Source organism: Streptomyces sporangiiformans, from assembly GCF_005768555.2.
GTDB classification, from domain to species: Bacteria; Actinomycetota; Actinomycetes; order Streptomycetales; family Streptomycetaceae; genus Streptomyces; species Streptomyces sporangiiformans.
In genome coordinates this window covers 1-24,922 of sequence record NZ_VCHX02000141.1, presented here as the reverse complement: position 1 = coordinate 24,922, position 24,922 = coordinate 1, and the positions used below count along the sequence as shown (strand labels likewise).

General features: G+C 70.2%; 24 protein-coding genes. 14 read left to right on the top strand and 10 right to left on the bottom strand.

Annotated features, from left to right (window positions below):
• Positions 1–48 precede the first annotated feature (48 nt).
• The 4 genes from FGD71_RS20845 to FGD71_RS20830 form a co-directional block, all read right to left on the bottom strand.
• Complete coding sequence (locus tag FGD71_RS20845; RefSeq protein WP_119101999.1) at positions 49–1,359, bottom strand: ABC transporter permease; 1,311 nt, start codon at positions 1,357–1,359, stop codon at positions 49–51.
• A gap of 3 nt (positions 1,360–1,362) precedes the next feature.
• Complete coding sequence (locus tag FGD71_RS20840; RefSeq protein ID WP_162931181.1) at positions 1,363–2,163, bottom strand: ABC transporter ATP-binding protein; 801 nt, start codon at positions 2,161–2,163, stop codon at positions 1,363–1,365.
• A gap of 217 nt (positions 2,164–2,380) precedes the next feature.
• A complete protein-coding gene (locus FGD71_RS20835) occupies positions 2,381–3,859 on the bottom strand; it encodes a HAMP domain-containing sensor histidine kinase (RefSeq protein WP_240436692.1) in 1,479 nt (492 codons plus the stop codon).
• Positions 3,860–4,567, bottom strand: coding sequence for a response regulator transcription factor (locus FGD71_RS20830; protein WP_119101997.1), 708 nt, complete (start codon positions 4,565–4,567; stop codon positions 3,860–3,862). It abuts the gene before it with no gap.
• Positions 4,568–4,767: 200 nt separating this feature from the next.
• Here FGD71_RS20830 and FGD71_RS20825 point away from each other — a divergent pair, with 200 nt between their 5' ends.
• A complete protein-coding gene (locus FGD71_RS20825) occupies positions 4,768–6,228 on the top strand; it encodes a glycosyltransferase family 4 protein (protein ID WP_119101996.1) in 1,461 nt (486 codons plus the stop codon).
• A 324-nt stretch (positions 6,229–6,552) separates the two neighbouring features.
• On the opposite strand, the gene FGD71_RS20820 is transcribed toward FGD71_RS20825, so the two are convergent.
• Positions 6,553–7,182 (bottom strand): TIGR03086 family metal-binding protein, encoded by a 630-nt coding sequence (locus tag FGD71_RS20820; RefSeq protein ID WP_240436691.1) that lies wholly within the window; start codon positions 7,180–7,182, stop codon positions 6,553–6,555.
• Positions 7,183–7,266: 84 nt separating this feature from the next.
• On the opposite strand from FGD71_RS20820, the gene FGD71_RS20815 reads away from it, so the two are divergent.
• A complete protein-coding gene (locus tag FGD71_RS20815; protein WP_119101995.1) occupies positions 7,267–8,154 on the top strand; it encodes a helix-turn-helix domain-containing protein in 888 nt (295 codons plus the stop codon).
• A 19-nt stretch (positions 8,155–8,173) separates the two neighbouring features.
• On the opposite strand, the gene FGD71_RS20810 is transcribed toward FGD71_RS20815, so the two are convergent.
• Both FGD71_RS20810 and FGD71_RS20805 read right to left on the bottom strand, forming a co-directional pair.
• The gene (locus FGD71_RS20810) at positions 8,174–8,686 is read right to left on the bottom strand and encodes a MarR family winged helix-turn-helix transcriptional regulator (RefSeq protein ID WP_119101994.1); all 513 of its coding nucleotides are present in this window, start codon (positions 8,684–8,686) and stop codon (positions 8,174–8,176) included.
• A gap of 69 nt (positions 8,687–8,755) precedes the next feature.
• Complete coding sequence (locus FGD71_RS20805; protein WP_119101993.1) at positions 8,756–9,217, bottom strand: hypothetical protein; 462 nt, start codon at positions 9,215–9,217, stop codon at positions 8,756–8,758.
• Between the two features lie 138 nt (positions 9,218–9,355).
• Between FGD71_RS20805 and FGD71_RS20800 the strand changes: the two genes are divergently transcribed.
• From FGD71_RS20800 to FGD71_RS20785, 4 genes are all read left to right on the top strand, one after another.
• Positions 9,356–9,694: a YnfA family protein gene (locus FGD71_RS20800; protein ID WP_119101992.1), complete on the top strand. Its 339-nt coding sequence runs from the start codon at positions 9,356–9,358 to the stop codon at positions 9,692–9,694.
• A gap of 137 nt (positions 9,695–9,831) precedes the next feature.
• Positions 9,832–10,197 carry a cupin domain-containing protein gene (locus FGD71_RS20795; protein WP_119101991.1) on the top strand — a complete coding sequence of 122 codons (366 nt, stop codon included), beginning with the start codon at positions 9,832–9,834 and terminating at the stop codon, positions 10,195–10,197.
• 148 nt (positions 10,198–10,345) lie between these two features.
• The gene (locus FGD71_RS20790; protein ID WP_119101990.1) at positions 10,346–11,125 is read left to right on the top strand and encodes an SDR family NAD(P)-dependent oxidoreductase; all 780 of its coding nucleotides are present in this window, start codon (positions 10,346–10,348) and stop codon (positions 11,123–11,125) included.
• Positions 11,125–11,322 carry a hypothetical protein gene (locus tag FGD71_RS20785; RefSeq protein WP_119101989.1) on the top strand — a complete coding sequence of 66 codons (198 nt, stop codon included), beginning with the start codon at positions 11,125–11,127 and terminating at the stop codon, positions 11,320–11,322. The genes FGD71_RS20790 and FGD71_RS20785 overlap by 1 nt, the downstream gene beginning before the upstream one ends.
• A gap of 60 nt (positions 11,323–11,382) precedes the next feature.
• Here the strand turns inward: FGD71_RS20785 and FGD71_RS20780 are convergent, their stop codons facing one another.
• Positions 11,383–12,576, bottom strand: coding sequence for an RtcB family protein (locus tag FGD71_RS20780; protein ID WP_119101988.1), 1,194 nt, complete (start codon positions 12,574–12,576; stop codon positions 11,383–11,385).
• A 180-nt stretch (positions 12,577–12,756) separates the two neighbouring features.
• On the opposite strand from FGD71_RS20780, the gene FGD71_RS20775 reads away from it, so the two are divergent.
• The 3 genes from FGD71_RS20775 to FGD71_RS20765 all read left to right on the top strand — a co-directional run bounded on the left by FGD71_RS20775 (position 12,757) and on the right by FGD71_RS20765 (position 16,242).
• Positions 12,757–13,668, top strand: coding sequence for a DUF3558 domain-containing protein (locus tag FGD71_RS20775; RefSeq protein WP_119101987.1), 912 nt, complete (start codon positions 12,757–12,759; stop codon positions 13,666–13,668).
• 159 nt (positions 13,669–13,827) lie between these two features.
• Positions 13,828–14,649, top strand: coding sequence for a DUF3558 family protein (locus FGD71_RS20770; RefSeq protein WP_119101986.1), 822 nt, complete (start codon positions 13,828–13,830; stop codon positions 14,647–14,649).
• Between the two features lie 135 nt (positions 14,650–14,784).
• Entirely contained in the window at positions 14,785–16,242 is a 1,458-nt protein-coding gene (locus tag FGD71_RS20765; RefSeq protein WP_119101985.1) for a DUF2637 domain-containing protein, read from the top strand.
• A gap of 83 nt (positions 16,243–16,325) precedes the next feature.
• On the opposite strand, the gene lysS is transcribed toward FGD71_RS20765, so the two are convergent.
• Entirely contained in the window at positions 16,326–18,068 is a 1,743-nt protein-coding gene (gene lysS, locus FGD71_RS20760) for a lysine--tRNA ligase (protein ID WP_119101984.1), read from the bottom strand.
• A gap of 481 nt (positions 18,069–18,549) precedes the next feature.
• On the opposite strand from lysS, the gene argS reads away from it, so the two are divergent.
• The 3 genes from argS (at position 18,550) to FGD71_RS20745 (ending at position 22,396) form a co-directional block, all read left to right on the top strand.
• Positions 18,550–20,331, top strand: coding sequence for an arginine--tRNA ligase (gene argS / locus FGD71_RS20755; protein WP_119101983.1), 1,782 nt, complete (start codon positions 18,550–18,552; stop codon positions 20,329–20,331).
• Positions 20,332–20,614: 283 nt separating this feature from the next.
• A complete protein-coding gene (locus tag FGD71_RS20750) occupies positions 20,615–21,541 on the top strand; it encodes a phosphotransferase family protein (protein ID WP_119101982.1) in 927 nt (308 codons plus the stop codon).
• Between the two features lie 57 nt (positions 21,542–21,598).
• On the top strand, positions 21,599–22,396 hold the full coding sequence (locus tag FGD71_RS20745; RefSeq protein ID WP_119101981.1) for a DUF4253 domain-containing protein: 798 nt from the start codon (positions 21,599–21,601) through the stop codon (positions 22,394–22,396).
• 23 nt (positions 22,397–22,419) lie between these two features.
• Here the strand turns inward: FGD71_RS20745 and FGD71_RS20740 are convergent, their stop codons facing one another.
• Entirely contained in the window at positions 22,420–23,322 is a 903-nt protein-coding gene (locus tag FGD71_RS20740) for an SAM-dependent methyltransferase (RefSeq protein WP_119101980.1), read from the bottom strand.
• Positions 23,323–23,635: 313 nt separating this feature from the next.
• Between FGD71_RS20740 and FGD71_RS20735 the strand changes: the two genes are divergently transcribed.
• Positions 23,636–23,905, top strand: coding sequence for a hypothetical protein (locus FGD71_RS20735; protein WP_119101979.1), 270 nt, complete (start codon positions 23,636–23,638; stop codon positions 23,903–23,905).
• Positions 23,906–23,964: 59 nt separating this feature from the next.
• Positions 23,965–24,876: an NAD(P)-dependent oxidoreductase gene (locus FGD71_RS20730; RefSeq protein ID WP_119101978.1), complete on the top strand. Its 912-nt coding sequence runs from the start codon at positions 23,965–23,967 to the stop codon at positions 24,874–24,876.
• Positions 24,877–24,922: the final 46 nt, after the last annotated feature.

Here is a 24,922-nt window from a genome sequence, read left to right as displayed (position 1 = left end):
GCCGGAGCCTGAAGGCTCCGGCCCAGCCGCGTACCCGAATCCCCGAACTCACGCCGCCTGCGCCACCGCTCCCACCGCCGGTGTCCGCAGGGTTTGCCGGGTCGTGACGAGGCTGGTCACGAAGGTCGCCGCCGTCGCCGCCGCGACGATGCCCAGCCAGATGCCCGGGCCTTGGCCCGGCAGGACGCCGTCCGTGCGGACCATGGTGAAGGGGAGGATCCCGGCGAGCCCGGCCGCCGTGCCGAAGAACACGCCCGTCGCCGTGACGACGAGGGACTCGACGCCGACCATGCCGAGGACCTGGCCCGCGGTCGCGCCCGCCAGGCGTTGCCGGCCGAACTCCCCGCCGCGGTACGTGGTCGCCGCGTACAGGGAGTTGATCAGCATGATCAGGGAGAAGACCACGATGATGCCGACGACCGTGAGGTTGAGGGTCTCGAGGTTCTTGTCCTCGACCGACTTGGCGAGACCGGAGGCCCTGATCGCGTCGCTCTCGACGGCCTGCATGTAGAGGGTGGCCGTCGCCATGCCGGTGAAGAGGATCAACGGCATGAGGACACCGGACAGTTGGGCGGCGCGCTCCCGCATGTTGCGTACGGCGAGCCAGCCGCTCGGGCCCGGCAACGGAAGCCGCTCGAGCAGTCCCTTCAGCAGCTTCGGCGACAGCAGCGCGCAGCCGACCGACAACAGGATCGCGCCGTACGCGGGCGGCGCCATCAGCGCCGCGTCGGAGACGGAGAACGCGAAGGTGGAGCAGACCGACAGCCCACCGAGCACCAGGGCCGCGTACGCGAAGAACTTCCGCCCCCGGCCGCGGGACCGGCGCCGGTGGGTCGCACGCCGAACCGCGAGGAACGCCGCGCCCGCCGAGGCGAGCAGGGTGATGTCGATGCCCGACATCAGCGCGACGGGGCCGAAGGAGTAGTCGACGGACCGGGCGACCTGCCCGCTGTCCTGGAAGAGGTCCAGCAGTGCCTGCCCGCCGAGCATCGCCGGGCCGATCGCGAGCAGCGCGCCCACCAGGGCGACGACCACCGACTCCCCGACGACCATCCGCTTGATCTGCGCCGGAGTCGCACCGGAACAGCGCAACAGCTCGATCTCCGAGGCGCGTTGGCGGACGTTCACCGTCAGGGTGGAGGCGACGGCGAAGAACACCAGCAGAGTGCCGTAGCCGCCGACGACGCCGGCAGCGGTGGACAGGGTCTCGGCACTGACGGAGTCGACGCCCTTGGCGCCGGCCGTGTCGTGCATCGAGTTGAACGTCATGATGATCGCCGCGCCGAGGAAGGCGGACAGCAGCGTCGCGGTGAAGCGCCCGGGGCGACGCCGGATGGAACGCAGGGCCAGAGCGAACATGACTCACACCTCCGCCGGAACGTCGGAGACGGAATCGCCCAGGTGCGCCAGGCGTTCGGCGACCGCGTCGACCGTCGGCCCGTGCATCTCGCCCGCGAGCCGCCCGTCCGCCAGGAAGAGGACCGAGTCGGCGTACGAGGCCGCCACCGGGTCGTGGGTCACCATGACGACCGTACGGCCGTGGACCCGTACCGCCTCCTGCAGCAGCCGCAGCACGTCGCGGGCGCTGCGGGTGTCCAGGGCTCCGGTCGGCTCGTCGGCGAAGATCACGCGCGGCTCGGTGACCAGGGCGCGGGCGATGGCGACGCGCTGGCGCTGGCCGCCGGAGAGCTGGTCGGGCCGGTGGCCGAGTCGGTCGCCGAGGCCGACCGCCGTGAGGATCTCCCGCACACGGGCCCGGTCGACGCGCCGCCGGGCGAGCTTGAGCGGCAGGATCGTGTTCTGGGCGACGGTCAGCGTGTCCAGCAGGTTGTACTGCTGGAAGACGAAACCGATCCGGCTGCGGCGGAACTTCGTCAGCTCTGCCTCGCTGCCGCCGGTCATCGCCGCCCCGTCGACCACGACGATGCCGCTGTCGGGCCGGTCGAGTCCGGCCGCGCACTGCAGCAGGGTGGACTTGCCGGAGCCCGAGGGGCCCATGACCGCGGTGAAGGTACCGGGCGCCAGACTGAGCGTCACCGCGTCCAGCGCGGTCACGGCGCTGTCGTCGCTCCCGTAGGTCTTGCTGACCTTGACCAGCCGCAGGGCCTCGGCGGCGGGTCGCGCATCGTGCGTACGTCGACTGGTTCGACGAAACATCGTCATCACCCTCCGTGGGGGCCCTCGTTGTGGCCCTTCCGTGGCGCTTCCGTGGCACTCCTTGTGCCTCGCGAAAGACGCTACGGAGAGTGCGGGGTGGGCACATGGGGCGCAGAACCCGTAACGGGGGGTGTACTCAGCGACACCTCACCCTCCGGGAAACCCGTCGGCCGGCCGCCCCGCCCCCTCGGCGTCCTCTCAGTCGCGCAAGCCACCCACCGCGTCAGTCGCGCAAGCCACCGAGCGTGAACCCGATCACCGAGCCGCCGCCCTCCCGCCGTCGGGCGAACGGCGCTCCCCCGTGGGCCGTCGCGACCTCCCGCACGATCGACAGCCCGAGCCCCGAGCCGGGCAGGCTACGGGCGTCCGGCGCGCGGTAGAACCGGTCGAAGACGCGGACGAGATCCTCCTCCGCGATACCGGGGCCACGGTCGAGGACCTCGACACGCACGGTGCCGGCGCCGACGGTGCCGGCGCCGCCGGTGCCCGCGTCGGCTTCGGGGACTTCACCCCCCGTCACCACGACCTCGATCGGTGCCACCCCGCCCCGATCGAACTTCGCCGCGTTCTCCACCAGGTTGGACATCGCCCGCTGCAGCGCCGCGGGCCGCCCGTCCACCACCGTGGTGGCGCCGGTCACCCGCACGGTGACCGCCCGCCCGGTCCGCCGCCGCGTCGCCACCGCCACGTCCTCGGCGATATCGGCGACGTCCACCCGCTGGACCGGCTCGGCGTCCGGCTGACCGGCCGCGAGATCGACCAACTCGTTGACCAGGTCAGTGAGTTCGCGGGACTCCTGGGCAAGGTCGGCGACGAGTTCACCGCGGGCGTCGGGCGGGAGTTCGTCGATGCGCCGGAGCATCGAGATGTTCGTACGCAGGGAGGTCAGCGGCGTACGCAGCTCATGGCCCGCGTCCTGGACGAGGCGCCGCTGGTCCTCCTCGGACTGGGCGAGGCGGCCGAGCATGCGGTCGAAGGAGCGGCCGAGGCGGGCGACCTCGTCGCGCCCGGCGACCGGCACCTGGATGCCGAGCCGCCCGGTGCGCGCCACATCCTCGGCGGCGCCCGCGAGCCGGACCAGCCGCGAGGTGATCCGCCGGGCCAGCCACCAGCCGAAGAGCCCGGCGGCGACCACGACCGCGCTCACCAACAGCACGGTCCGCTGCTGGAGTTCACGCAGCAGATCCTCCGTGTCGCTGAACTCCTGAGCGACCTGCACCGCGCCCCGGCCACCGCCGAGCGCGACGGTCGCGACCCGGTACACCTCGTCGTGGACCTCCACGCCGCGGTGCTCCACCAGCCGCCCGGCGGCCTGTCCTGCCGCGGCCCGCCGGTCGTCGGCGTCGGCCGGCAGCGCCGGACTGCCCCGGTCGACGACCTTGCCGCCCGGACCGAGCACCTGAACGACCGTGCCGCTCGGCCGGATCAGGTCGCCGCGCGGGCCGGCCGAGTGGGAGGCGGCGAAGTCGTCCGGCGCCAGGGCGTGCCGGCGCACCTGGTCGCGCAGATCCTGGACGACGTCCTCGAACACGGTCTGCTGGTCCACGCGGACGAGCCGGGACGCGGCGTCGTACGACAGAAAACCGACGAGTACGGTCACGACGGCGGCGACGGCCGCGAAGGACACCGTGAACGTCGTCCGCAGCGAGGACAGCCGTGGTCGCGCGAGCAGTCGCCGCCGCGTCACGCGCGGCCGCCGCACTCAGTCCTCCCTCAGCACATACCCCACGCCGCGCACCGTGTGGATCAGCGCGGGCGCGCCCGGCTCGTCGAGTTTGCGGCGCAGATAACCGACGTACACGGCGAGGTTCTTGGAGCCGGGCCCGAAGTCGTAGCCCCAGATGCGGTCGTAGATCGTGGTGTGGTCGAGGACGATGCCGGCGTTGCGGACGAGGAGTTCCAGGAGGTCGAACTCGGTGCGGGTGAGGTCGATCTCACGTGGACCGCGCCATACGCGCCGGGCCTGCGGTTCGAGGTGCAGGCCCGCTGCGGAGAGTGGGCTCTCGGGCATGGGCTGTTGTTCCCTGGGTACGCCGACGGGAGCGCCCGTACGCCTCAGCAGGGCCCGCAGCCTGGCGAAGACCTCCTCGACCTCGAAGGGCTTGACGACGTAGTCGTCGGCTCCGGCGTCCAGGCCGGCGATGCGATCCGCGGTCTCCACAAGCGCGGTGAGCATGAGAATCGGGGTGCGGTCGCCCTCCGCACGCAGGACGCGACACACTTGGAGGCCGTCGATGCCCGGCATCATCACATCGAGAACAAGCACGTCGGGCGGGGTGCGGTGGGCGTGCGCGAGCGCCTCGACACCGTCGGCGACCGCGGTGACCTCGTACCCCTCCAGCTTCAGAGCGCGCTCCAGCGCATGGCGGATGGCTCGGTCGTCCTCGGCAAGCAGCACATTGTGGGGCACGACACCAGTCTGCCAAGGCCTGAATTACGTATCACCTGACGAGCAGGGTTACGGCCGGGTCTCTTACCCGGCTCTCACCCTGCCGGGACCAGTGGCTTACCTCGCCCGGCCACTGTGTGCCCTATGGCAGGGGCGGAGGTCCGCGAGGGGGAAGGCACACACGTATGAAGGGTAGGAAGGGCAGGAAGGCCGCGAAGCGCATGAGGATCGTGTTCCTGCTGCACAACGCGTACGCCATCGGGGGCACCGTCCGCACCACACTCAACCTGGCCGCGGCGCTCGCCGAGCGGCACGACGTCGAGGTCGTGTCGATGAGGCGGCACCGGGACGAACCGCGTTTCGCCGTCGATCCGCGGATCGGGCTCGTGCCACTGGTCGACCTGCGGGAGGGCAGCGCGGATCTCGCGGATCCCGCGCAGGCGCTGCCGGCGGCCGACTTCCCGTCCTCCGACAAAAGACACAAGCAGTACAGCCGCCTGACCGACCTCCGGGCTCGCGAGTACCTGGAGAACTGCGACGCGGACGTGGTGATCGGCACCCGCCCCGGCATCAACGTCTACGTCGCCCGCTTCGCCCGCCGCCGCGCTCTGCGCATCGGGCAGGAACACCTGCGGCACGACGCCCACAGCAAGCCGCTGCGAACCACTCTGGCCCGCCACTACCGCGCGTTGGACGCAGTGGTGACGACGACGGAGGCGGACGCGAAGGTGTACCGGAAGCGGATGCCGATGCCGGGCGTACGGGTGGCGGCGGTGCCGAACATCGTGCCGGCCGTACCGGACGTGACCCCCTCCAGCGGCACCACGAAGGTCATCGCGGCGGCCGGTCGCCTGGTCCGGGGCAAGCGTTTCGACCTGCTGATCGAGGCGTTCGCGGCGGTCGCCGCGAAGGAGCCGGACTGGGAACTGCGCATCTACGGCGGCGGCCCCAAACGGGAAAGCCTCCAGTCCCTGATCGACGGGCTGGGCCTGGCCGACCGCGCCCGGATCATGGGCCCGCGCACGCCGATCGAGACCGAGTTCGCCCGGTCCTCGCTCGTGGTCAGTGCCTCGGACGCCGAGTCCTTCGGCATGACGCTCGTCGAGGCGATGCGCTGCGGCGTGCCCGTGATCAGCACGGACTGCCCGCTCGGCCCCTCCGAGATCATCACGGAGGGCGTCAACGGACGCCTGGTACCCGTGGGCGACGCCCGCGCCCTCGCCGACGCGATGCTCGACCTGATACCGGCCGAGTCCCGGCGGCGCGAGATGGGGCAAGCGGCGCGGGAGAGCGCCCACCGCTTCGACCCCGAGCCGATCATGGCTCACTACGAGACCCTGTTCGAAGAACTCCGATCCACCCGAAGGCGCCGGGCCATGGAGCGGGCTCGGGTCCGGGCCGCGCGCTGGAAGCGCCGGATGCGCCGACGCGTGCGCACGGCTCGCCGCCGGGTCCGGGAGTGGGGCGGCCGCTCCGGGTTGGTCGAGGTTCTTGGCCTGAGGCTCGCTTCGCAGGGGCGGCGGGGGGAGCAGGGGGAGCAGGGGAAGCAGGCGAATGACGCAGGCCGTGGTTCCGGACCTCGCACAGACCTGGAAGGTGCTGGTGCTGGTGCCGGCGCCAGGCCCCGGACAGGTGCCCGGCCCGGGGCTCGGTCCGGGTCTGGGTCTGGGTCTGTGAAGTAGGAGGGTGCCGGATCCCGTACGCCGGGCGGCTCGGTCAGTTCCCAGTCCAGCCGAGACGCCCGGTGCCCGCGCCGACCCGACCGGCCACTGGGCCGGCGCGACGGGCCGCCCGCTCGGCACGGCGGGCGGCCCTCCTCACACCACCCGGGCCGTCGGGGACGTCGGCCCGGGTCCAGGTCCCGCACGGCCGACCCGAGGACTCCCCCAGCTCGGGTCCGGTCGTGCGGGCCTGAGGAGATCGGAGAGGAGACGACGGCCCCACCCCCGGGCATCGTGGCCTTCAGAAGACCGCCACACTCCCGGGCATCGTGGCTCCTCCGTCGCTCAGTCCCGCACCCAGTGCGGATCGCGCCCGGTCGCCGCGAGCAGCCGCTCGAACGGCGACGCGTCCTCCGCCACCGGCACCGGTTCCGCGAACACCCCCATCGCCCGGGCCGTCGGCGCCATCTCCGCCACCGCCCCGGCGAGCTGCTCGACCACCGGCTCCGCGTCACCGTCCGCCCGGTACTCCTGACCCGTGGCGCACGCCAGGTCCCACGCGTGCACGATCAGGTCGAGCAGCACCATCGATCCGACGATCCGCGCGGGCATGTTCATCGTGCCGGTCGTACCGTCCTCGGCGCCGGGCGCGGACCAGGCCGCCGCGAGCCTGCCGGTCTCCTCCGCGAACCGCTCCCTCCAGCCGGGATCCGTACCGACGTAGTCCGGCGTCACGGTGAAGTCCGAGTCCTTCTTGGCGGCCAGCTTCTGGAACTCCACGATCACATGGAGCAGGTGGTTGGCCAGGCCCTTCACGTCGTAGTCGGTGCACGGCGTGGGGTCGGCGAGCCGCCCGTCGGGCAGCGCCCGCACCACCGGCACGGCCCGCGCGCCCGCGACCGCCAGAAGCTCCCCGATGCCGTACACCGGCTGATCCACGTTCTGGCTCATGCGCACACCCTGGTTCGTGTCCATACGACGACCGTACGAAGGCGCCGCCCCATCCCTCTTGAAGAAACGCGACGGCATTTGATCCGGACAACGGCATACGATCCGAACATGGCCGCACCCCGCCGCGACCCGAGCGGCACGTCCGACCCCCGCGGTACGTCCGATCCCCGCCGTACGCCCGGCACCCAGGGGATACGCGACACCCGCGGAATCGTCGACCCCGCAGGACTCCTGACCCGCGTCCGGTTCCGCCGCCACCAGCCCGCCGAGCCGCTCCGGCACCACGTCGAGACGTACTGGTTCATCGACTGGGACCTGCCCGAGCCGTACGCCTCGCACGTCGTCCCGCACCCGTCCGTCAACGTCACCTTCCAGTGGAACGAGGACGAGGGCCCGCCCTTCGGCGAGGTGACCGGCGTCGCGCTCGGCCTGTTCACCAGGAAGCTGACCGGCCGCGGCCGGGTGTGCGGGGCGAAGTTCTGGCCCGGCGGCTTCCGCCCGTTCGTGCCCGAGGTACCGGTGTCGCGGTGGACGGGCCGGGTGCTGCCCGTCCAGGACGTGTTCGCGCAGGCCACGGCCGACACCGCCCGCACGGTCGTGAGCCACACCGACGACCACGACCGGATCGCCGCGCTCGACGCCTTCCTGCTCTCCCTCGCCCCGGCCCCGGACCCGCAGGCCGACCTCGCCATGAACCTCGTCGACCGCATCCGCGCGAACCGCGGCGTACGCCGCGTCGGCGACTTCGCCGAAGCCGAGGGCGTCTCGGTACGGGCACTGCAGCGGCTCTTCTCGACGTACGTCGGCGTCAGCCCGAAGTGGATCATCCTGCGCTACCGGATCCACGAGGCCCTGGAACGCGCCGGCACCCAGCGGGACGTCGACTGGGCCGCCCTCGCCGCCGACCTCGGCTACGCCGACCAGGCCCACCTCGTACGCGACTTCACGGCGACCGTCGGGGTGCCTCCCACGACGTACGCGCAGGAGACGCACTGAAGCCGGCACGCGCGCCCGCCTAGACTCCCCCCTCCGCCTCCGGGGAGTCGAGTTCCCCGCCCCGTATGCGGGCGATCTGGACCGCCGTGAACTCCACCGTCCGCCTCATGTGACCGATGAGCAGGGCGAGTTCGTCGTCCTCCAGCTCCTCGAAGAGGGCGTACCAGCCGCCGCTCAGCTTCGCCCACATCCGGCCGAACTCCTCGATCCGCTCGGGCACGGTCGCCACGAGCACACGCCGCCGGTCGACCGCGTCCCGCTCCCGTACGACGTACCCCGCCCTCTCCAGCCGGTCCACGAGCCGCGTCGCCGAGCCGGTCGTCAGCCCCGTCAGACGGGCGATCCGCCCCGTCGTGACCGGCCCTTCCTCCAGGCTGAGCAGGTTCAGGCACTGCAGGTCCGTCGGGTGCAGCTTCAGATGGTCGGCGACGGCCTGGTTGAAGAGGGCGTACGAGGCCATGTAGCGGCGCGACTCGGTGGACAGCTCGGAGAGCAGCCCGTTGCGCCGGTCGCCTGCCGCTTCGCTGGACATGACGAGCCGCCTCCTCTTCTGGTCGATCTGCAGTACCCGTACCCGGGCTGACCATCTGGAAGCAGGGACCTAGAAGGCGTAGGCGTCCCCCGTGTCCAGAGCCAGCACGCGCCGACGGTCGTTCTCGCGATTGCCGTCCACGAAGCCGCCGCTCCACACCGTGTCGATCTCGACGGTCACCTCGGACGGCGCGCCATCGAGCCGTACTCGTACGTCGATCCGCTCGCCCCGCCAGTCCGCCGGGAGCTCGCCCGTGCGGCACAGCACGGTCCGCACGCCGGAGCGCGCGCATCGGAGGGGCAGCCGCTGCCGGTCGGCGAGCGGGACCGACCAGCGCAGCCGCACCGTCGCGTCGGGGACGTCGGACGGCCCGTGGTTCTGCGGGACCAGCCGCACCGCGACCTGGCCCCCCGCCATGGACACGGACCCGTGATAGGCGAGATCGGCTTCGGGGGCGAGCGCGACGGCAGGCGAGACGGCGCCCACCGCCAGGAGCACGCCGCCCACGCCCCACACACAGAGTTTCCGCATACGTCTCGTCCTTCACCTCGGCCCACCGGTCACGGGATGTATCCCACTCGGGGCCCGCGGCAGGCGCCGCCCAACAGGTGAGGAAGCATGAGGAAGCCGCCCCACAGGTGAGGAAAACGGCCGTGCGAAAGTGAGCGCATGCTCGTCCTCCGTTCCGCGGCCCTCTTCGTCCTCGCCGGGCTCTTCGAGATCGGTGGCGCCTGGCTGGTCTGGCAGGGAGTGCGCGAACACCGCGGCTGGCTGTGGATCGGTGCCGGCGTCATGGCCCTCGGGGCGTACGGCTTCGTCGCCACACTCCAGCCCGACGCGAACTTCGGCCGCATCCTCGCCGCGTACGGCGGAGTCTTCGTCGCCGGCTCCCTCGCCTGGGGCATGGTCGCGGACGGCTACCGCCCCGACCGCTGGGACGTGCTCGGCGCCCTGATCTGCCTCACGGGCATGGCCGTGATCATGTACGCGCCCCGGGGCGGCAACTGAGACCACTCTGGTCGCCGTAGCCCCGTCATCACCACGCGTCGCGCACCCCGGCCGCGCACGCCAAGCTGGAGAGGGGGCGACGTGGCCTTGCCCAGGTCCCGCAGCGGACCGGGCCGCCGACCGGACGAGGAGGAACCATGAAGTCGACGTCATGGAACGACACGCCCGTCGCGTTCGAAGCGGGCGGTGTGGAACTGCGCACGCAGGAGATCGGTGGAGACATGTCCATCGCGTTCGTACGGTTCCCTCAGGGCACGGACATGGCACCGGCGCTCAAGGGGCTCCCGGACGACCTGTGCCAGTGCCCCCACTGGGGATACCTGCTCAAGGGCCGGCTGAGGATGCGAACGAAGGACGGGGAGCAGACCTACGAGGCGGGCCAGGCCTTCTACTGGGCACCCGGGCACGCACCGGAAGCACTCGAGGACTGCGAGTACATCGACTTCTCGCCGACGAAGGAGTTCAACGAGGTGATCGACTACGTCAAGGCACAGATGGCCTGACGACCGGTCGGAGGGGGCGGCTCCCGCGCGAGCGACCTCACCGGGCATTCGTCGTCCGCCCCCACCACCGCCCTATCCTGGCGGGGATCCGAACGCACCCGCTCGCGCGAGCGAGCGCGCCCCCGTACGCCCGCCCGAGGAGCAGACCATGACCGCCCCCGCCGCGCCCGCAGCCGCTTCCCGCATCGCCGTCGTCACCGGCGCGAGCAGTGGTATCGGTGCCGCGACGGCCCGGCAACTCGCCGCGGCCGGCTACCGCGTCGTCCTGACCGCCCGCCGCAAGGACCGCATCGAGGAACTGGCGGAGGAGCTCAACGCGGCGGGCCACCAGGCGACGGCGTACACGCTCGACGTGACCGACCGCGCCGCCGTGGACGAGTTCGCGACCGCCTTCCGCACGATCGGTGTGCTGGTCAACAACGCGGGCGGCGCGCTCGGCGCCGACCCGGTCGCGACGGGCGACCCGGCGGACTGGCGCCAGATGTACGAGACGAACGTCATCGGCACGCTCAACGTCACCCAGGCCCTGCTCCCCGCGCTCACCGCGAGCGGCGACGGCACGGTGGTCGTCCTGTCCTCCACCGCGGGCCACGGCACGTACGAGGGCGGCGCCGGCTACGTCGCCGCCAAGCACGGCGCCCACGTCCTTGCCGAAACCCTCCGCCTGGAGATCGTCGGCACCCCGGTCCGCGTCATCGAGATCGCCCCCGGCATGGTCAAGACGGACGAGTTCGCCCTCACCCGCTTCGGCGGCGACGCCGACAAGGCGGCCCAGGTCTACGAGGGCGTGGCGAACCCCCTGACCGCCGACGACGTGGCCGACACGATCACCTGGGCGGTCACCCGCCCCTCCCACGTCAACATCGACCTCATGCTCATCCGCCCCCGGGCCCAGGCCTCCAACACCAAGGTGCACAGGGACCTCTGATGCCCGACGGACAGAACACCGCGGCAGATTCCCCGGAGTCCCCCGAGTCTCCGGACTCTCCCGAAGCCCGCGAACAACGCCACCTGGCCCAGGAGACGAAGAACGAACGCTACGCCTGGTGGTTTCTGGCGTACTTCCTCTTCGGCATCCACATCGTCGCGTTCGTCATGATCTACGCGGTGACCCACGCGAAGTAGCCGTCGGCGGCACTGAACAGTGGGGCTCGGGCCGACAACGGCACGAGCCCCACGCACAGTTCATCCCTTCACGCAGACGACCTGCTTCAGCTTCGCCACGACCTCCACGAGGTCACGCTGCTGATCGATGACCTTCTCGATCGGCTTGTACGCGCCCGGGATCTCGTCCACGACACCGGAGTCCTTGCGGCACTCCACGCCCCGCGTCTGCTCCTCCAGGTCCTTCGCCGTGAAGCGGCGCTTGGCGGCGTTGCGGCTCATGCGCCGACCCGCCCCGTGCGAGGCCGAGTTGAAGGACTTCTCGTTGCCAAGGCCCTTCACGATGTACGAACCCGTGCCCATCGAGCCGGGGATGATCCCGTACTCGCCGGAGCCCGCGCGGATCGCGCCCTTGCGGGTGACGAGGAGGTCCATGCCCTCGTACCGCTCCTCGCTCACATAGTTGTGATGGCACGAGATCTCCGGCTCGAAGGTCGGCTTCGCCTTCTTGAACTCCTTGCGCATCACGTCCTTGAAGAGCGCCATCATGATGGCCCGGTTGTACTTCGCGTACTCCTGCGCCCAGTAGAGGTCATTGCGATATGCCGCCATCTGCGGGCTGTCCGCCACAAAGACAGCGAGGTCACGGTCGACGAGGCCCTGGTTGTGCGGGAGCTTCTGGGCGACACCGATATGGAACTCGGCCAGCTCCTTGCCGATGTTGCGGGAGCCGGAGTGAAGCATGAGCCAGACCGAACCACTTTCACTTGTGCACACTTCTGCAAAGTGATTCCCGGATCCGAGCGTTCCCATCTGCTTCGTGGCACGTTCCTGGCGGAATTTGACCGCTTCCGCGACGCCGTCGAACCGCCCCCAGAACTCATTCCACCCAGCAGTCGCCATCCCGTGGAACCGCCCCGGCTCAACCGGAGACTCATGCATCCCCCGCCCCACCGGAATGGCCTGCTCGATCTTCGAGCGCAGTCGGGACAGGTCCCCCGGCAGGTCATTGGCGGTGAGCGACGTCTTGACGGCGGACATCCCGCACCCGATGTCGACACCAACCGCCGCAGGACACACGGCGTCACGCATGGCGATCACGGATCCGACCGTCGCGCCCTTGCCGTAATGGACGTCCGGCATCACGGCCAGGCCCTTGATCCACGGCAGCGTGGCGACGTTCTGGAGCTGGCGCAGTGCCACGTCCTCCACGGAGGCCGGGTCCGTCCACATCCGGATCGGAACCCGCGCCCCCGGTACCTCTACATACGACATAACTTCCTCGTTCCCCCGAAAAGCAACAAAAGCCTGGCATCGCAAATACCGGCGTCAAGGTCGACGAAAGGGATGACAGACCGGCGTCCACGGCCGTGCGTGCGATAGACATTGTGGTCATCGGCCGTCGTCGGGCGGCAAGCGATTAACAAGGCACACACCGTCGAGAGGAGCCCCACCGTGCAGCGGAAGGCGTACGTATCCGGTGTCGCCGCGCTCCTCGCGGCGCTGCTGGCCGGCTGCACCGGTTCGGGAAGCGACGACGAGACGGACGACCCGAAGCCCGGCGACGCCAGTACGACGGCGTCCACGGCGCAGCCCGGCAGGTATCGCACGCTTCCGGAGCCCTGCGGCACGGTCGAGCAGGGCACGCTCAACTCACTGCTGCCGGGCCTCAAGCAGATGACGGACAAGGAGCAGCGCGAAGAGGCGTACGCGGGGACGGCGACGCCGACGTTCGACACGGACCGGAAGGTCGGCTGCCGCTGGAAGGTGGAGTCGCCGAGCGCGACCGATCATCTGTGGGTCGATTTCGAGCGTGTGGTGTCGTACAACGGCTCCGTCAGTGACGACAGCCGCGCCGAGCAGATCTTCGCGGTGAAGCAGGTGGCGGCGAATCTTCCCGCACCGTCCGCGTCCTCGTCGGAGTCCTCGTCGGACGACTCGGACAACTCGGACAACTCTGGCGAGTCGAGTGATTCAGAGGAGTCGGGCAGCGACGGTGCCGGGGGCGCGGCCAATTCGAGCCCCGCACCCGACAAGTCCGGCACATCGGACGGACAGGGTGGCGGCAGCGGCGACAGCTCCGCTTCGCCCACCGATGAGGAAAGCGTCACGTCGAGCCCCACGTCCGCCCCGTCCGGCCTCCAGCCCCGCACCCTCGACGACCTGGGTGATGAAGCGTTCCTGGACGATGCGCTGGGCAGCTCGCAGCAGCGCACGGTGACTGTGGTGTTCCGCACGTCCAATGTGATCGTGACGATCCAGTACGTCGAGCAGCCGGCGAGTACGACAGAGGTCCCGAGCAGCGAGGAAATGCAGGACAGGGCCCAGAAGTTGGCGGATCAGCTCGCCGGGGCGTTCGACGAGTAGCGGTCGATCGGGGGGGTTTTCGGGCTCGGCGGAACGGGAGTCACATCCGTCGCGTACGGCGTACCGTGGCCCCTCGGACCCGACCCAGTGCGGTCGGCCGAGAAGCCGCAGCACCACAGACCCGACCGCACGCACACCCGCGTCTTGAGTGAAGGAACCATGCACCGACCCGCACAGCGACTCACCCGCATCCTCGTCTGCGCAGCCGTCGCCCCGGTGATGCTCGTCGCCGCCGGCTGCTCCTCCGACTCCAGCTCCGGTGACGACGCGAAGAAGGACTCCGGCGCACAGTCCTCCCCCTCCGCCACGAAGGCGCGGACGGTGGTGAAAGAGGCCGCGTACGCGAAGCTGCCCGAGCCCTGCAAGGTGTTGTCTTCGAAGACTCTGGGCGAACTGGTCCCGAAGGCCGGCAAGGCAGGCAAGGAGGGCAAGTCGGACGACACGGGGACGCGTGGCAGCTGCTCCTGGGACAGCCTCGACGACAACGGCGTGAAGGGCTCCCAGTTCCGCTGGCTGAGCGTGTCCCTGCTGCGTTTCGAGTCGGACGCGTCGCGCGGTACGGGCGAGAAGCTGGCGGCGACGTACTACGCCGACCACGTCGACGACGCGCAGGCGGTGAAGGACGCGAAGAACGTCAAGTCCGAGCCGGTGTCCGGTACGGGCAACGAGGCGACGTCGGTGCGCTACGAACTGAAGAAGAAGGAAGGCACCTTCAAGCAGCAGACGATCGTGGCCCGCGCGGAGAACGTCGTCCTGACGCTCGACTACAACGGCGCCGGCCTCGCGGGCGACAAGTCGCCGAGCGCGGAGGACCTGTCGAAGGACGCGCTGAAGGCCGCGAAGGAGGCAGTGGAGGCGGTGGTGGCCGCGAATCAGGCCGGCGACGCCGGCGCGAGCCCGAGCAAGAGCGCGAGCAAGAGCCCGGCCAAGGACGCCGAGCCCTCCGCCTCCCCCAGCAAGTCCGCGGCGAAGAAGGACTGAGCCGCAGCTCAGCCCGGCATTTCATGAGAGCCCGGCCCCCACGAAGGCCGGGCTCCCGCCGTACCGGCCACCCGTAGCCCGCACACATGTGCCACCCTGTTGCGCGCACACAGCTCGCGAGGGAGGGAAGTACGGGTGGCCGCGCCAATGCAACTCACCAAGACGCACCGGATACTCATCGGGGTCGTCGTCTTCGGGGCGGTCGTCATCGCCGGTATCGGCTTCGCCGGTTCGTATGCGGCGGTGCGCGAACTCGCCCTCCAGAAGGGCTTCGGAAACTTCAGCTACGTCTTCCCGATCGGCATCGACGCGGGCATCTGCGTCCTGCTGGCCCTGGACCTGCTGCTGACCTGGATCCGCATCCCCTTTCCTCTGCTGCGCCAGACGGCGTGGCTGCTGACGGCGGCGACGATCGCGTTCAACGGCGCGGCCGCCTGGCCGGACCCGCTGGGTGTCGGCATGCACGCGGTCATCCCGATCCTGTTCGTGGTCTCGGTCGAGGCGGCCCGGCACGCGATCGGGCGGATCGCGGACATCACGGCCGACAAGCACATGGAGGGCGTACGCCTCACTCGTTGGCTCCTCTCCCCGATCCCGACGTTCCTCCTGTGGCGCCGTATGAAGCTGTGGGAACTCCGTTCCTACGACGCCGTGATCAAGCTGGAGCAGGAACGACTCGTCTACCGGGCCCGGCTCCGCTCCCGCTATGGCCGCGCCTGGCGCCGCAAGGCCCCGGTGGAGTCCCTGATGCCGCTGCGCCTGGCCCGCTACGGTGTCCCGCTGGCCGAGACCGCCCCGTCGGGTCTCGCGGCGGCGGGCATCGAGCCGGTGCTGCTGCCGCCGGCTCCGGCCCCGCGCCAGCAGGACCTGGAGCTGGAGCGGGCCGACAGGGCGGCGGGTTCGCCGGTGGGCCCGGCGTCGGACCCGGCCGCGGGCTCAGCGGCACCTGCTCGCGAGCGGCGCCCCGACCTCGAGAGCGGCCCCGTTCCGGAGCAGCTGGAGTACGTCCAGGAGCCCCAGCCCGACCTCAACAGCCCTTGGTTCGAACCCCCACACCAGGATGTCGTCTACGAGGGCGGCTACGACCCGTCGTTCGACCTCGACGAGCAGTGGTACGAGGAGCAGCGGCGGGCCGCCCAGCAACAGGATCTGCAGTCGGTCCAACAGCCGGAGCTGCAGCAGGAATTGCAGCAGGGGTTGCAGCAGGAGTTGCGGCAAAACCTGCGGCAAGACCTGCCGTACGAGCCCGGCCCGGAGGACACGGGCAGCTTCCCCATCCCTGCCGGCCCGGGCGGCCGGACGCGGCAGCTGGGTGAGGGCGGCGGTGTCGGCGGTGTTCCGGAGCCGGAGCAACTGCCCATCCCGGGGCCGCGCGAGGAGCTCGGGCTGCCGGACGACATGTCCCGTGAGGACGCGTACTACCAGGTGTTCCGTCAGTCGATAAACGGTCAGGGTCTTCCCACCAAGCAGGAGTTCGGCGCGAACATCGAGGCCGCGTACGGCGTCTCGCTCAGCGACAGCTCCCTCAAGCGCTACCTGAGCCGTTTCCAGAACCGTCTGAACGCGGAGCTGGAGGAGGACCACATCGCCTAGCGCGCGTACGTACCCGCACGTGTCACACGTAAAGGGGGGCGCCCGGTGTTCACCGGACGCCCCCCTTTACGTACTGCCGAAAACTACTCGCCGAGCAGCTTCCGTACCCGGTCCGCGCCCACGGCGAGCAGCAGCGTGGGCAGGCGCGGGCCGGTGTCGCGTCCGACGAGGAGGTGGTAGAGCAGCGCGAAGAACGACCGCTGGGCGGCCTTGATCTCCGCCGGCAGCTCCTTCGGGGTGGCGTCGGGGGCGAATCCGGCCTGGACCTTGGGCACGCCGTACACGAGGTGCGTCAGCCCGTCGAGGGACCAGTTCGCGTCGAGACCTTCCAGCAGCAGCCTGAGCGATTCCCGCGCCTGCTCGTCGAGCGACTTCAGCAGCTCGACATCGGCTTCCTCCCGGACGACGGTCCGCTGCTCGGCCGGTACGTACGTGTTGATCCACGCCTCGGCCTTGTCGTAGCGGGGCCGTACCTCGTCGAGCGAGGCGAGGGGGTTCGCGGGGTCGAGGTCGCTGAGGATGCGCAGGGCCTGGTCCTCGTGTCCGGCGGTGATGTCGGCGACGGAGGCGAGCGTGCGGTAGGGCATCGGCCGCGGGGTACGGGGCAGCTCGTCGGCGGCGGTCCGTACGGCCCGGGAGTGGGCGGCGATGTCTGCGGGCAGCGCGGTGCCGTCGGTCACCTTGGCGTCGAGCTTGTCCCACTCGTCGTAGAGCCGCTGGATCTCCTGGTCGAAGGCGATCTTGAAGGACTGGTTGGGCCGACGGCGGGCGTACAGCCAGCGCAGCAGCGGGGCCTCCATGATCTTCAGGGCGTCGCCCGGGGTGGGCACGCCGCCCTTCGACGACGACATCTTCGCCATCCCCGAGATCCCGACGAACGCGTACATGGGACCGATGGGCTGCTTGCCGCCGAAGATGCCGACGATCTGTCCGCCGACCTGGAAGCTGGATCCGGGAGACGAGTGATCGACGCCGGAGGGCTCGAAGACGACCCCTTCGTACGCCCACCGCATCGGCCAGTCGACCTTCCACACCAGCTTGCCGCGGTTGAACTCGGTCAGCCGGACGGTCTCCGAGAAGCCGCACGCGCCACAGGTGTACGTCAGCTCGGTGGTGTCGTCGTCGTAGGCCGTGACCGTGGTGAGGTCCTTGTCGCAGCCGCCGCAGTAGGGCTTGTACGGGAAGTACCCGGCGGAGCCGGTGCCGTCGTCCTCGGCGGCGGCGCCCGACCCCTCGGCGGCCTCGAGCTCGGCCGCGTCGACGGGCTTCTGCCCCTGCTGCTTCTTGGACGGAGCCTTCTTGGTGCGGTACTGGGCGAGGATCGCGTCGATGTCTCCCCGGTGCTTCATCGCGTGCAGGATCTGCTCGCGATAGACCCCGCTCGTGTACTGCTCGGTCTGGCTGATGCCGTCGAACTCGACGCCCAGCTCGCCGAGCGCCTCGACCATGGCGGCCTTGAAGTGCTCGGCCCAGTTCGGGTGGGCGGAGCCCTTCGGGGCGGGGACGGAGGTGAGCGGGCGGCCGATGTGCTCGGCCCACGACTCGTCGATCCCGGCGACGCCGGCCGGCACCTTGCGGTAGCGGTCGTAGTCGTCCCAGGAGATGAGATGCCGGACCTGATGCCCGCGGCGCCGGATCTCGTCCGCGACGAGGTGCGGCGTCATGACCTCGCGGAGGTTTCCGAGGTGGATGGGGCCGGAGGGCGACAGCCCGGACGCGACGACGACCTGTTTCCCAGGCGCCCGACGCTCCGACTCCTCGATGACCTCATCCGCGTAACGGGAGACCCAGTCGGTGGTCTCGGTGCTCTGAGCCACGATCGGCACGTCCTTCTTTCTCAAGGATTCGTCATGGGCCGGCGGTACGGTTCGCACGGCTGACCGCCCCATTCTCCCAGCTCCACGCGAATCCACGAAAACGGCTTTTCACCGCCCCCGCCGCCCCTACCCATTCCCATCCCCTGGGGCTCCGCCCCAGACCCCACCAGGGGGCTCTGCCCCCTGGACCCCCGCTCCTCAAACGCCGGAGAGGCTGAATTTTCGCGGCCCGCGCCAATCACTGAAGGCCCAGGCTGACCTTCTCAGCCGAGGCCGGCATCGATCAGCCCGTCCGGCGTTTGAGGACGAGGCCGTTCAGGCCGATAGCGGGGGTCTGGGGGCGCAGCCCCCAGGAACAGGATGGGACGGGTAGGGGCGGCGGGGGCGACAACAACCCGGCCCAGCCCACCGCACGCCCGGAAAAACCGCTTTACCCGCATGGGATACTGGCCGCATCCACCGTACCCACGAGGAGAACGGCACCCACTCCATGGCCTCGGTCACGTCCCTCACCGCCAACGTCCACCAGCGCCTGGCTGACGCGCTCACGGCCGCCCTCCCGGCGGCCGACACCGTCGCCGACCCGCTGCTGCGACGCAGCGACAGGGCGGACTTCCAGGCCAACGGAATCCTGGCGCTGGCGAAGAAGGCGAAGGCCAACCCGCGTGAGCTGGCGGCCGTCGTCGTCGGGCAGGTCGTCACCGGTGACGTGATCAAGGACATCGAGGTCTCCGGCCCCGGCTTCCTCAACATCACGATCACGGACAAGGCGATCGTCGAGAACCTCGCGGCGCGCGCCGCCGACGAGGAGCGGCTCGGCGTGCCGTACGCCGAGAACCCGGGCACGACGGTCGTCGACTACGCCCAGCCGAATGTGGCCAAGGAGATGCACGTCGGTCACCTGAGGTCCGCGGTGATCGGCGACTCGGTGGTCAAGCTCCTGGAGTTCTCCGGCGAGAACGTGATCCGGCGCCACCACATCGGCGACTGGGGAACCCAGTTCGGCATGCTCATCCAGTATCTGGACGAGCACCCGCACGAGCTGGACCACAAGGCCGACACCGAGGACACGGCGGCCTCCGGCGCGGAGGCGATGTCCAACCTCGACCGCCTCTACAAGACGGCCCGCAAACTCTTCGACTCCGACGAGGAGTTCAAGACGCGGGCGCGGCGCAGGGTGGTCGAGCTCCAGGCGGGCGACCCCAGGACGCTGGCCATGTGGCAGAAGTTCGTGGACGAGTCGAAGATCTACTTCTTCTCGGTCTTCGAGAAGCTGGACATGGAGATCCGGGACCCGGACATCGTCGGTGAGTCGGGCTACAACGACATGCTGGACGAGACGTGCCGCCTGCTGGAGGAGTCCGGTGTCGCGGTGCGGTCCGAGGGCGCGCTCTGCGTCTTCTTCGACGACATCAAGGGCCCGGACGGCAACCTGGTACCGCTCATCGTGAAGAAGTCGGACGGCGGCTACGGCTACGCGGCCACCGACCTCTCCGCGATCAGGGACCGCGTCTTCAACCTGAAGGCGAACACGATCACCTACGTCGTGGACGCCCGCCAGTCGCTGCACTTCAAGATGGTCTTCGAGACCGCCCGGAGGGCCGGCTGGCTGAACGGTGACGTGGAGGCGCACCAGCTCGCCTTCGGCACGGTGCTGGGCAAGGACGGCAAGCCGTTCAAGACGCGTGAGGGCGAGACGGTACGGCTGGTCGACCTGCTGGACGAGGCGATCGAGCGGGCCACCGCGGTCGTGCGGGAGAAGGACACGCAGAACCAGCTGTCCGAGGAGGAGATCGCCGAGCGCGGCGCCCAGGTGGGCATCGGTGCGGTGAAGTACGCGGACCTGTCGACGTCGGCGAACCGGGACTACAAGTTCGACCTGGACCAGATGGTCTCGCTGAACGGCGACACGAGCGTGTACCTCCAGTACGCGTACGCCCGTATCCAGTCGATCCTGCGGAAGGCCGGGGACGCACGGCCCGCCGCGCATGCGGAGCTGGAACTGACCGAGGCGGAGCGGGCGCTCGGCCTGCACGTGGACGGCTTCGCGGAGATGATCGCGGACGCGGCGGGGGAGTACGCCCCGCACAAGCTGGCGGCGTACCTCTACCAGCTGGCGTCGCTGTACACGACCTTCTACGACAAGTGCCCGGTCCTGAAGGCGGACACCCCGGCGCAGGTGGAGAACCGTCTGTTCCTCTGCGACGTGACGGCCCGCACACTGCATCAGGGCATGGCCCTGCTGGGCATCAGGACGCCCGAGCGTCTCTGACCCCGGCGCCGTTGCCCGTCCGATCCCAGCACACTCCACAGAGACGAAGACGACCGAGGCGCAGCCCTTCAGCGGGCCGCGCCTCGGTCATCGCGTTGCAGGACTATTCACTCTTTCGTACGAGATTCATGGCCAAAGGTTGAGCTGCTCGGCCCTGTCCCGAAGTATGCGATGCTGCGGGGCGCCGCAGGCCCCCCGGACTCCGGATCGCTTGCTGGGAGAGCAATGAGAGCTGCACTGTCCTGCACCGTCACCCCGGCCGCACCGACCCCGATCGCCGCCCATGCTGCCGCTCATTGAGACCGGCGAGGAGCTGGAGGCGGTCGCCCGGGACGAGGCGCTGCTGCGTCCGGCCGTCGCGGACCTGTGTGAACGACTCGGCCTGGCGGGGAAGCGGATGGTCCGCTTCGACGAGGGGTCGCTGCCGGTGTACGCCATCGGCGACGCGCACGTGGTGAAGCTGTACCCCGCCTTCGACCGCGAGGAGTGCGTGCGCGAAGAGCGGGTGCTGAGCTACCTGTACGGCCAACTCCCCGTGCCGACACCGCAGTTGCACTCGGCGGGGGCGTACAAGAACGGCTGGAACTACGTCCTGATGTCCCGGCTGCCCGGCGCGAGCCTCGCGGAGGAGTGGCAGCGGATCCCGGCCGCGGACCAGGACCGGCTCGTCACGGAGGCGGGCGAGGCCCTGGCCTCGCTGCACGCGCTCAACCCGGCACCACTCCGGACCGCCCTGGGACCGGCCGACTGGAGCATGCTGGTCAACGCCCAGCGTGCGCGGGCCGTCGAGCAGCAGCAGGAGGTCGGGCTGCCGGAGCAGTGGCTGGAGCAGATCCCGTGGTTCCTGGACACGGTGCCACTGCCCCCTCCGACGCGGCGCGTGCTGCTGCACACGGAGTTCATGCGCCAGCATCTGCTGGTGAGTCCGGACGGCTGGCGCCTGACCGGACTGTTCGACTTCGAACCGGCGATGATCGGCGATCCGGCGTACGACTTCGTGTGCGTGGGCCTCTTCGTGACGTGCGGCGATCCGAGGCTCCTGAAACGGTTCTACGAGGCGTACGGCCGCGCCCCGTTCGCTCCGCGCACGCTCATGGCGTACACGCTGCTGCACCTCTACAGCAACCTGACCTGGTACCTGAGGGAGCTGCCCGCGCCGCCGAAGCCGACGCTGGACGCGCTCGCGGAGACGTGGTTCAGCGCGGGCTGAGGGGCCCATGCACGGGCTGGTGAGGCGTTGTCAGTGGCGGGACCTAGAGTCACGCGCATGGCGACCCTTCCGAACCAGCTGCCGGCGCTCGCGGCCGATCCGACCGGCCGCTCCCTCGGTCTCCGGCTCCCGCCCGGGGCCCTGCTCGACACGACGATCGACGGGCCCTGGCCCGAGCCTCTGCTGTGGCGTGCCGACGCCCCGGCGGCGCCGGGCGACTGGCTGCGCCTGGCGTCCGCCCGGCGCTCGGCCGGCCTGCATCCGGTGCTGGTCGGCGGTGTCGGCCTGAGCGAACGCCACCCGGACCGATGGGAGTTGAGCCCGGATCTGATGTCGTATCCCGGCGACCATGACGCCGAGGACGTGCTCGCCGAGCTCTGGGAGGAGTGGGCGGCGGGCGCCGAGGACGCCGACTGGCCCGGTCTCGCCGCGGCCGGGCCGCTCGACGCCGACCCGGACGCCTGTGCCACCGAGGTCGCCGACTCCCTCGCGAGCGGCGCGGGATGGCTGAAGGAGTCGCATCTCGCGCTGGTCCCGGCGCGCCGCAGCGCGGACATCCCCGCCGCCCTCGGCTGGTGCGGGCCGGCGAACCACGAGAACGACGTGGCGCGTTTGTGCGCGGTCCTCCGTTCCTGGGAGGACCGCTTCGGCATACGGGTCGTGGCGCTCACCTTCGACCAGCTGGTCGTCTCCGTGGCGGCCCCGCCCGGGACGCCCGCCGAGGCCGAGGCGGTGGCCGCCGAGCACTTCGCCTTCTGCCCGGACAACATCACGCAGGGCCACCACACCACGCTGCGCGCGTACGCCGAGCACGAGGTACTCGGCGCACGCTCCTGGTCGTTCTGGTGGGACTGAGATCCTGGCCCCGAGCGTGCGGGTCAGGCCTTCCGGCCCACGGCCCCGTAGACGTTGATGTCGGCGTCCGTGACGTCATTGATGTCCCGGTAGCGGATCTTCTCGATGTCGTCGAGGGTCTCGACGTAGGCCGGGTCCGCGGCTTCGGGGGCGGGCGCCGGGCTCGGGTACCAGTGGTGGACGGGGACGACTCCGGGCTCGTCCAGCTGGACGCCGCCGGTCTCCGTGAAGAACCGCTCGACGTCGTCCTTGGACCGCAGCACGAAGGTGAATCCGCGCTCGGTGTAGGTCCGCTGGACCGCGCGGATCTTCTCGGGGTTGAGGTCCTCGGTGATGTGGCTGATCACGAGCCGGCTGCCGGACGGCAGCGCGTCCACCAGGTCGCGCACCACCGAGTAGGCGTCCTCTTCCTCGACGAAGTGCAGGATGGCCACGAGTGCGAGCGCGATCGGCTCGTCGAAGTCGAGGGTCTTCGCGGCCAGTTCGAGGATCTCCGCGGGGTTGCGCAGGTCGGCGTCGATGTAGTCGGTACGGCCCTCGGGGCCGCTGGTCAGCAGAGCGCGCGCGTGCGCGAGCACCACCGGGTCGTGGTCGACGTACACGATCCGTGAGTCGGGGATGATCCGCTGAGCGATCTGGTGGACGTTCTCCGCGGTCGGCAGGCCGGTGCCGATGTCGAGGAACTGCCGGATGCCGTCCTCCTCGGCCATCCGGGTCACGGCGCGGCGCATGAAGTCGCGGTTGTGCCGGACGTCGAGGTATCCCCGCGGGTTGGCGGCGAGCGCCGCGGCTGCGGCGTCCCGGTCGACGGGGTAGTTGTCCTTGCCCCCGAGGAAGACGTCGTAGACGCGCGCCGGGTGGGCCTTGGTGGTGTCGATCCTCCTTCTCAGCTCGGCGGGGTCCTGGCTGAGAGCATCACCGCTCATGAAGACCTTCCTCAGGAGTCACGCGGGTCAGTACGCCCATGCGCACTGCGTCACGCTCATTCAATCGGCAACAAGCTAACTCCCGGGGCGACTTGATGGTGCCCGGTCCCGTTCGGTCCGCCGGCGCCGCATCCCACTCCCCATCCTCATCCCGTCATGTCCCAGACCCACTTTCCAGGGGGAGGTCATTCCCCCTGGTCAGAGCCATTTCCGTGGTCCCGGCGTCCCGAATACCCCGGCAGTTGTGGCGGCCGGGACGGATCAGCGCACAAGCTGTGGTCATCCCGGCACGCCGCTCCTCAGGGAGACCACCATGTCCGCAAGCACCGCAGACACCGCAAGCGCCGCAGGCACCGCACGCACCGCTGGCACAAGCCGCGCCCGCCTGCTGGCCGCCGCCGCACTGTCCCTCGCCACGCTGACGCTGACACTGACAGCGTGCGACGACGGAGAGGGCCTGCGCGACGAGGGCCCGTCCGCCACGTCCGCGCACAAGGACGGCGGACAGGCCTTCCCCGTCGGCGCCGCCGCCCTCAGCCGGAGACACCACCCGGCAGCCACCACGCTGCTTACCAAAAGGTGAGTAGCTGAGCAAATAGTCGGTATTTGTGGCGAGTTGGGCGCCTCAGCAGGATGGGCAACATGCCAGCACACAACTCCGAGCAAACCCCTGCGAAGACCTCCATAACCGTCCTCGGTCTCGGCCTCATGGGCACGGCCCTGGCCACCGCCTTCCTGAAGGCCGGCCACCCCACCACCGTGTGGAACCGCACCCCGTCCAAGACGGCCCCCCTGACGGCCCAGGGCGCGACGCCCGCCGCCACCCCCGCCGAGGCGATCACCGCGAACCCGCTCGTCCTGGTCTGCCTCACGACGTACGACGACGTGACCGAGCTCCTCCACCCCCACACGACTGCCCTCGCGGGTCGCACGCTGGTGAACGTCACCAACGGAACGCCCGTCCAGGCACGGAAGGCAGCGGCCTGGGCGGAAGAGCACGGCATCGCCTACGTGGACGGCGGCATCATGGCCGTACCGCAGATGATCGCGACCCCGGCGGCGTACGTCCTCTACAGCGGCGCGCAGGAGGCGTACGAGACGTACCGGCCGGCACTCGCCGCCCTGGGCGGCACGCGATGGACGGGCACGGACCCGGGACTGGCGTCGCTCTACGACCTGTCCCTGCTGACGGGCATGTACGGCATGGCGATGGGCGTGGCCCAGTCATTCGCCCTGATCCGCTCGGAGGGTATCGGCGCACGCGAATTCGCCCCGCTCCTCACCGACTGGCTGAACGCCATGCCGAACGTCCTGGTCCCCGGCACGGCCGAAGCCGTCGACTCCGGCCACCACCTGACCGACGTGTCCACCCTGGCCGTCAACCAGGCGGCGTTCCCCAACCTGCTGACCACCTTCACCGACCAGGGCGTACGCCCCGAACTCTTCGCCCCGATGCTCCAGTTGCTCGACCGTGCGATCGCCGAGGGCCACGCCCAGGACGGCCTGTCCCGCCTGGTCGAGCTGCTCCGGGTGCCCCGGCCCGACGGCAGCTGAGCCGGGAGGGGCGCCCCGCGACGCGCCGAGCGGCGCCCGGGGCTGG

Excerpts from the sequence above, each read along its gene's own strand:
- FGD71_RS20745 (WP_119101981.1), top strand. The coding sequence starts at position 21,599 with ATGGCGACCCTTCCGAACCAGCTGCCGGCGCTCGCGGCCGATCCGACC.
- FGD71_RS20840 (WP_162931181.1), bottom strand. The coding sequence starts at position 2,163 with ATGACGATGTTTCGTCGAACCAGTCGACGTACGCACGATGCGCGACCC.
- FGD71_RS20825 (WP_119101996.1), top strand. The coding sequence starts at position 4,768 with ATGAGGATCGTGTTCCTGCTGCACAACGCGTACGCCATCGGGGGCACC.
- FGD71_RS20730 (WP_119101978.1), top strand. The coding sequence starts at position 23,965 with ATGCCAGCACACAACTCCGAGCAAACCCCTGCGAAGACCTCCATAACC.
- FGD71_RS20820 (WP_240436691.1), bottom strand. The coding sequence starts at position 7,182 with ATGGACACGAACCAGGGTGTGCGCATGAGCCAGAACGTGGATCAGCCG.
- FGD71_RS20770 (WP_119101986.1), top strand. The coding sequence starts at position 13,828 with ATGCACCGACCCGCACAGCGACTCACCCGCATCCTCGTCTGCGCAGCC.
- FGD71_RS20785 (WP_119101989.1), top strand. The coding sequence starts at position 11,125 with ATGCCCGACGGACAGAACACCGCGGCAGATTCCCCGGAGTCCCCCGAG.
- FGD71_RS20795 (WP_119101991.1), top strand. The coding sequence starts at position 9,832 with ATGAAGTCGACGTCATGGAACGACACGCCCGTCGCGTTCGAAGCGGGC.
- FGD71_RS20815 (WP_119101995.1), top strand. The coding sequence starts at position 7,267 with ATGGCCGCACCCCGCCGCGACCCGAGCGGCACGTCCGACCCCCGCGGT.
- FGD71_RS20740 (WP_119101980.1), bottom strand. The coding sequence starts at position 23,322 with ATGAGCGGTGATGCTCTCAGCCAGGACCCCGCCGAGCTGAGAAGGAGG.
- FGD71_RS20805 (WP_119101993.1), bottom strand. The coding sequence starts at position 9,217 with ATGCGGAAACTCTGTGTGTGGGGCGTGGGCGGCGTGCTCCTGGCGGTG.
- FGD71_RS20735 (WP_119101979.1), top strand. The coding sequence starts at position 23,636 with ATGTCCGCAAGCACCGCAGACACCGCAAGCGCCGCAGGCACCGCACGC.
- FGD71_RS20800 (WP_119101992.1), top strand. The coding sequence starts at position 9,356 with ATGCTCGTCCTCCGTTCCGCGGCCCTCTTCGTCCTCGCCGGGCTCTTC.
- FGD71_RS20790 (WP_119101990.1), top strand. The coding sequence starts at position 10,346 with ATGACCGCCCCCGCCGCGCCCGCAGCCGCTTCCCGCATCGCCGTCGTC.
- FGD71_RS20845 (WP_119101999.1), bottom strand. The coding sequence starts at position 1,359 with ATGTTCGCTCTGGCCCTGCGTTCCATCCGGCGTCGCCCCGGGCGCTTC.
- FGD71_RS20780 (WP_119101988.1), bottom strand. The coding sequence starts at position 12,576 with ATGTCGTATGTAGAGGTACCGGGGGCGCGGGTTCCGATCCGGATGTGG.
- FGD71_RS20810 (WP_119101994.1), bottom strand. The coding sequence starts at position 8,686 with ATGTCCAGCGAAGCGGCAGGCGACCGGCGCAACGGGCTGCTCTCCGAG.
- FGD71_RS20750 (WP_119101982.1), top strand. The coding sequence starts at position 20,615 with ATGCTGCCGCTCATTGAGACCGGCGAGGAGCTGGAGGCGGTCGCCCGG.
- argS (WP_119101983.1), top strand. The coding sequence starts at position 18,550 with ATGGCCTCGGTCACGTCCCTCACCGCCAACGTCCACCAGCGCCTGGCT.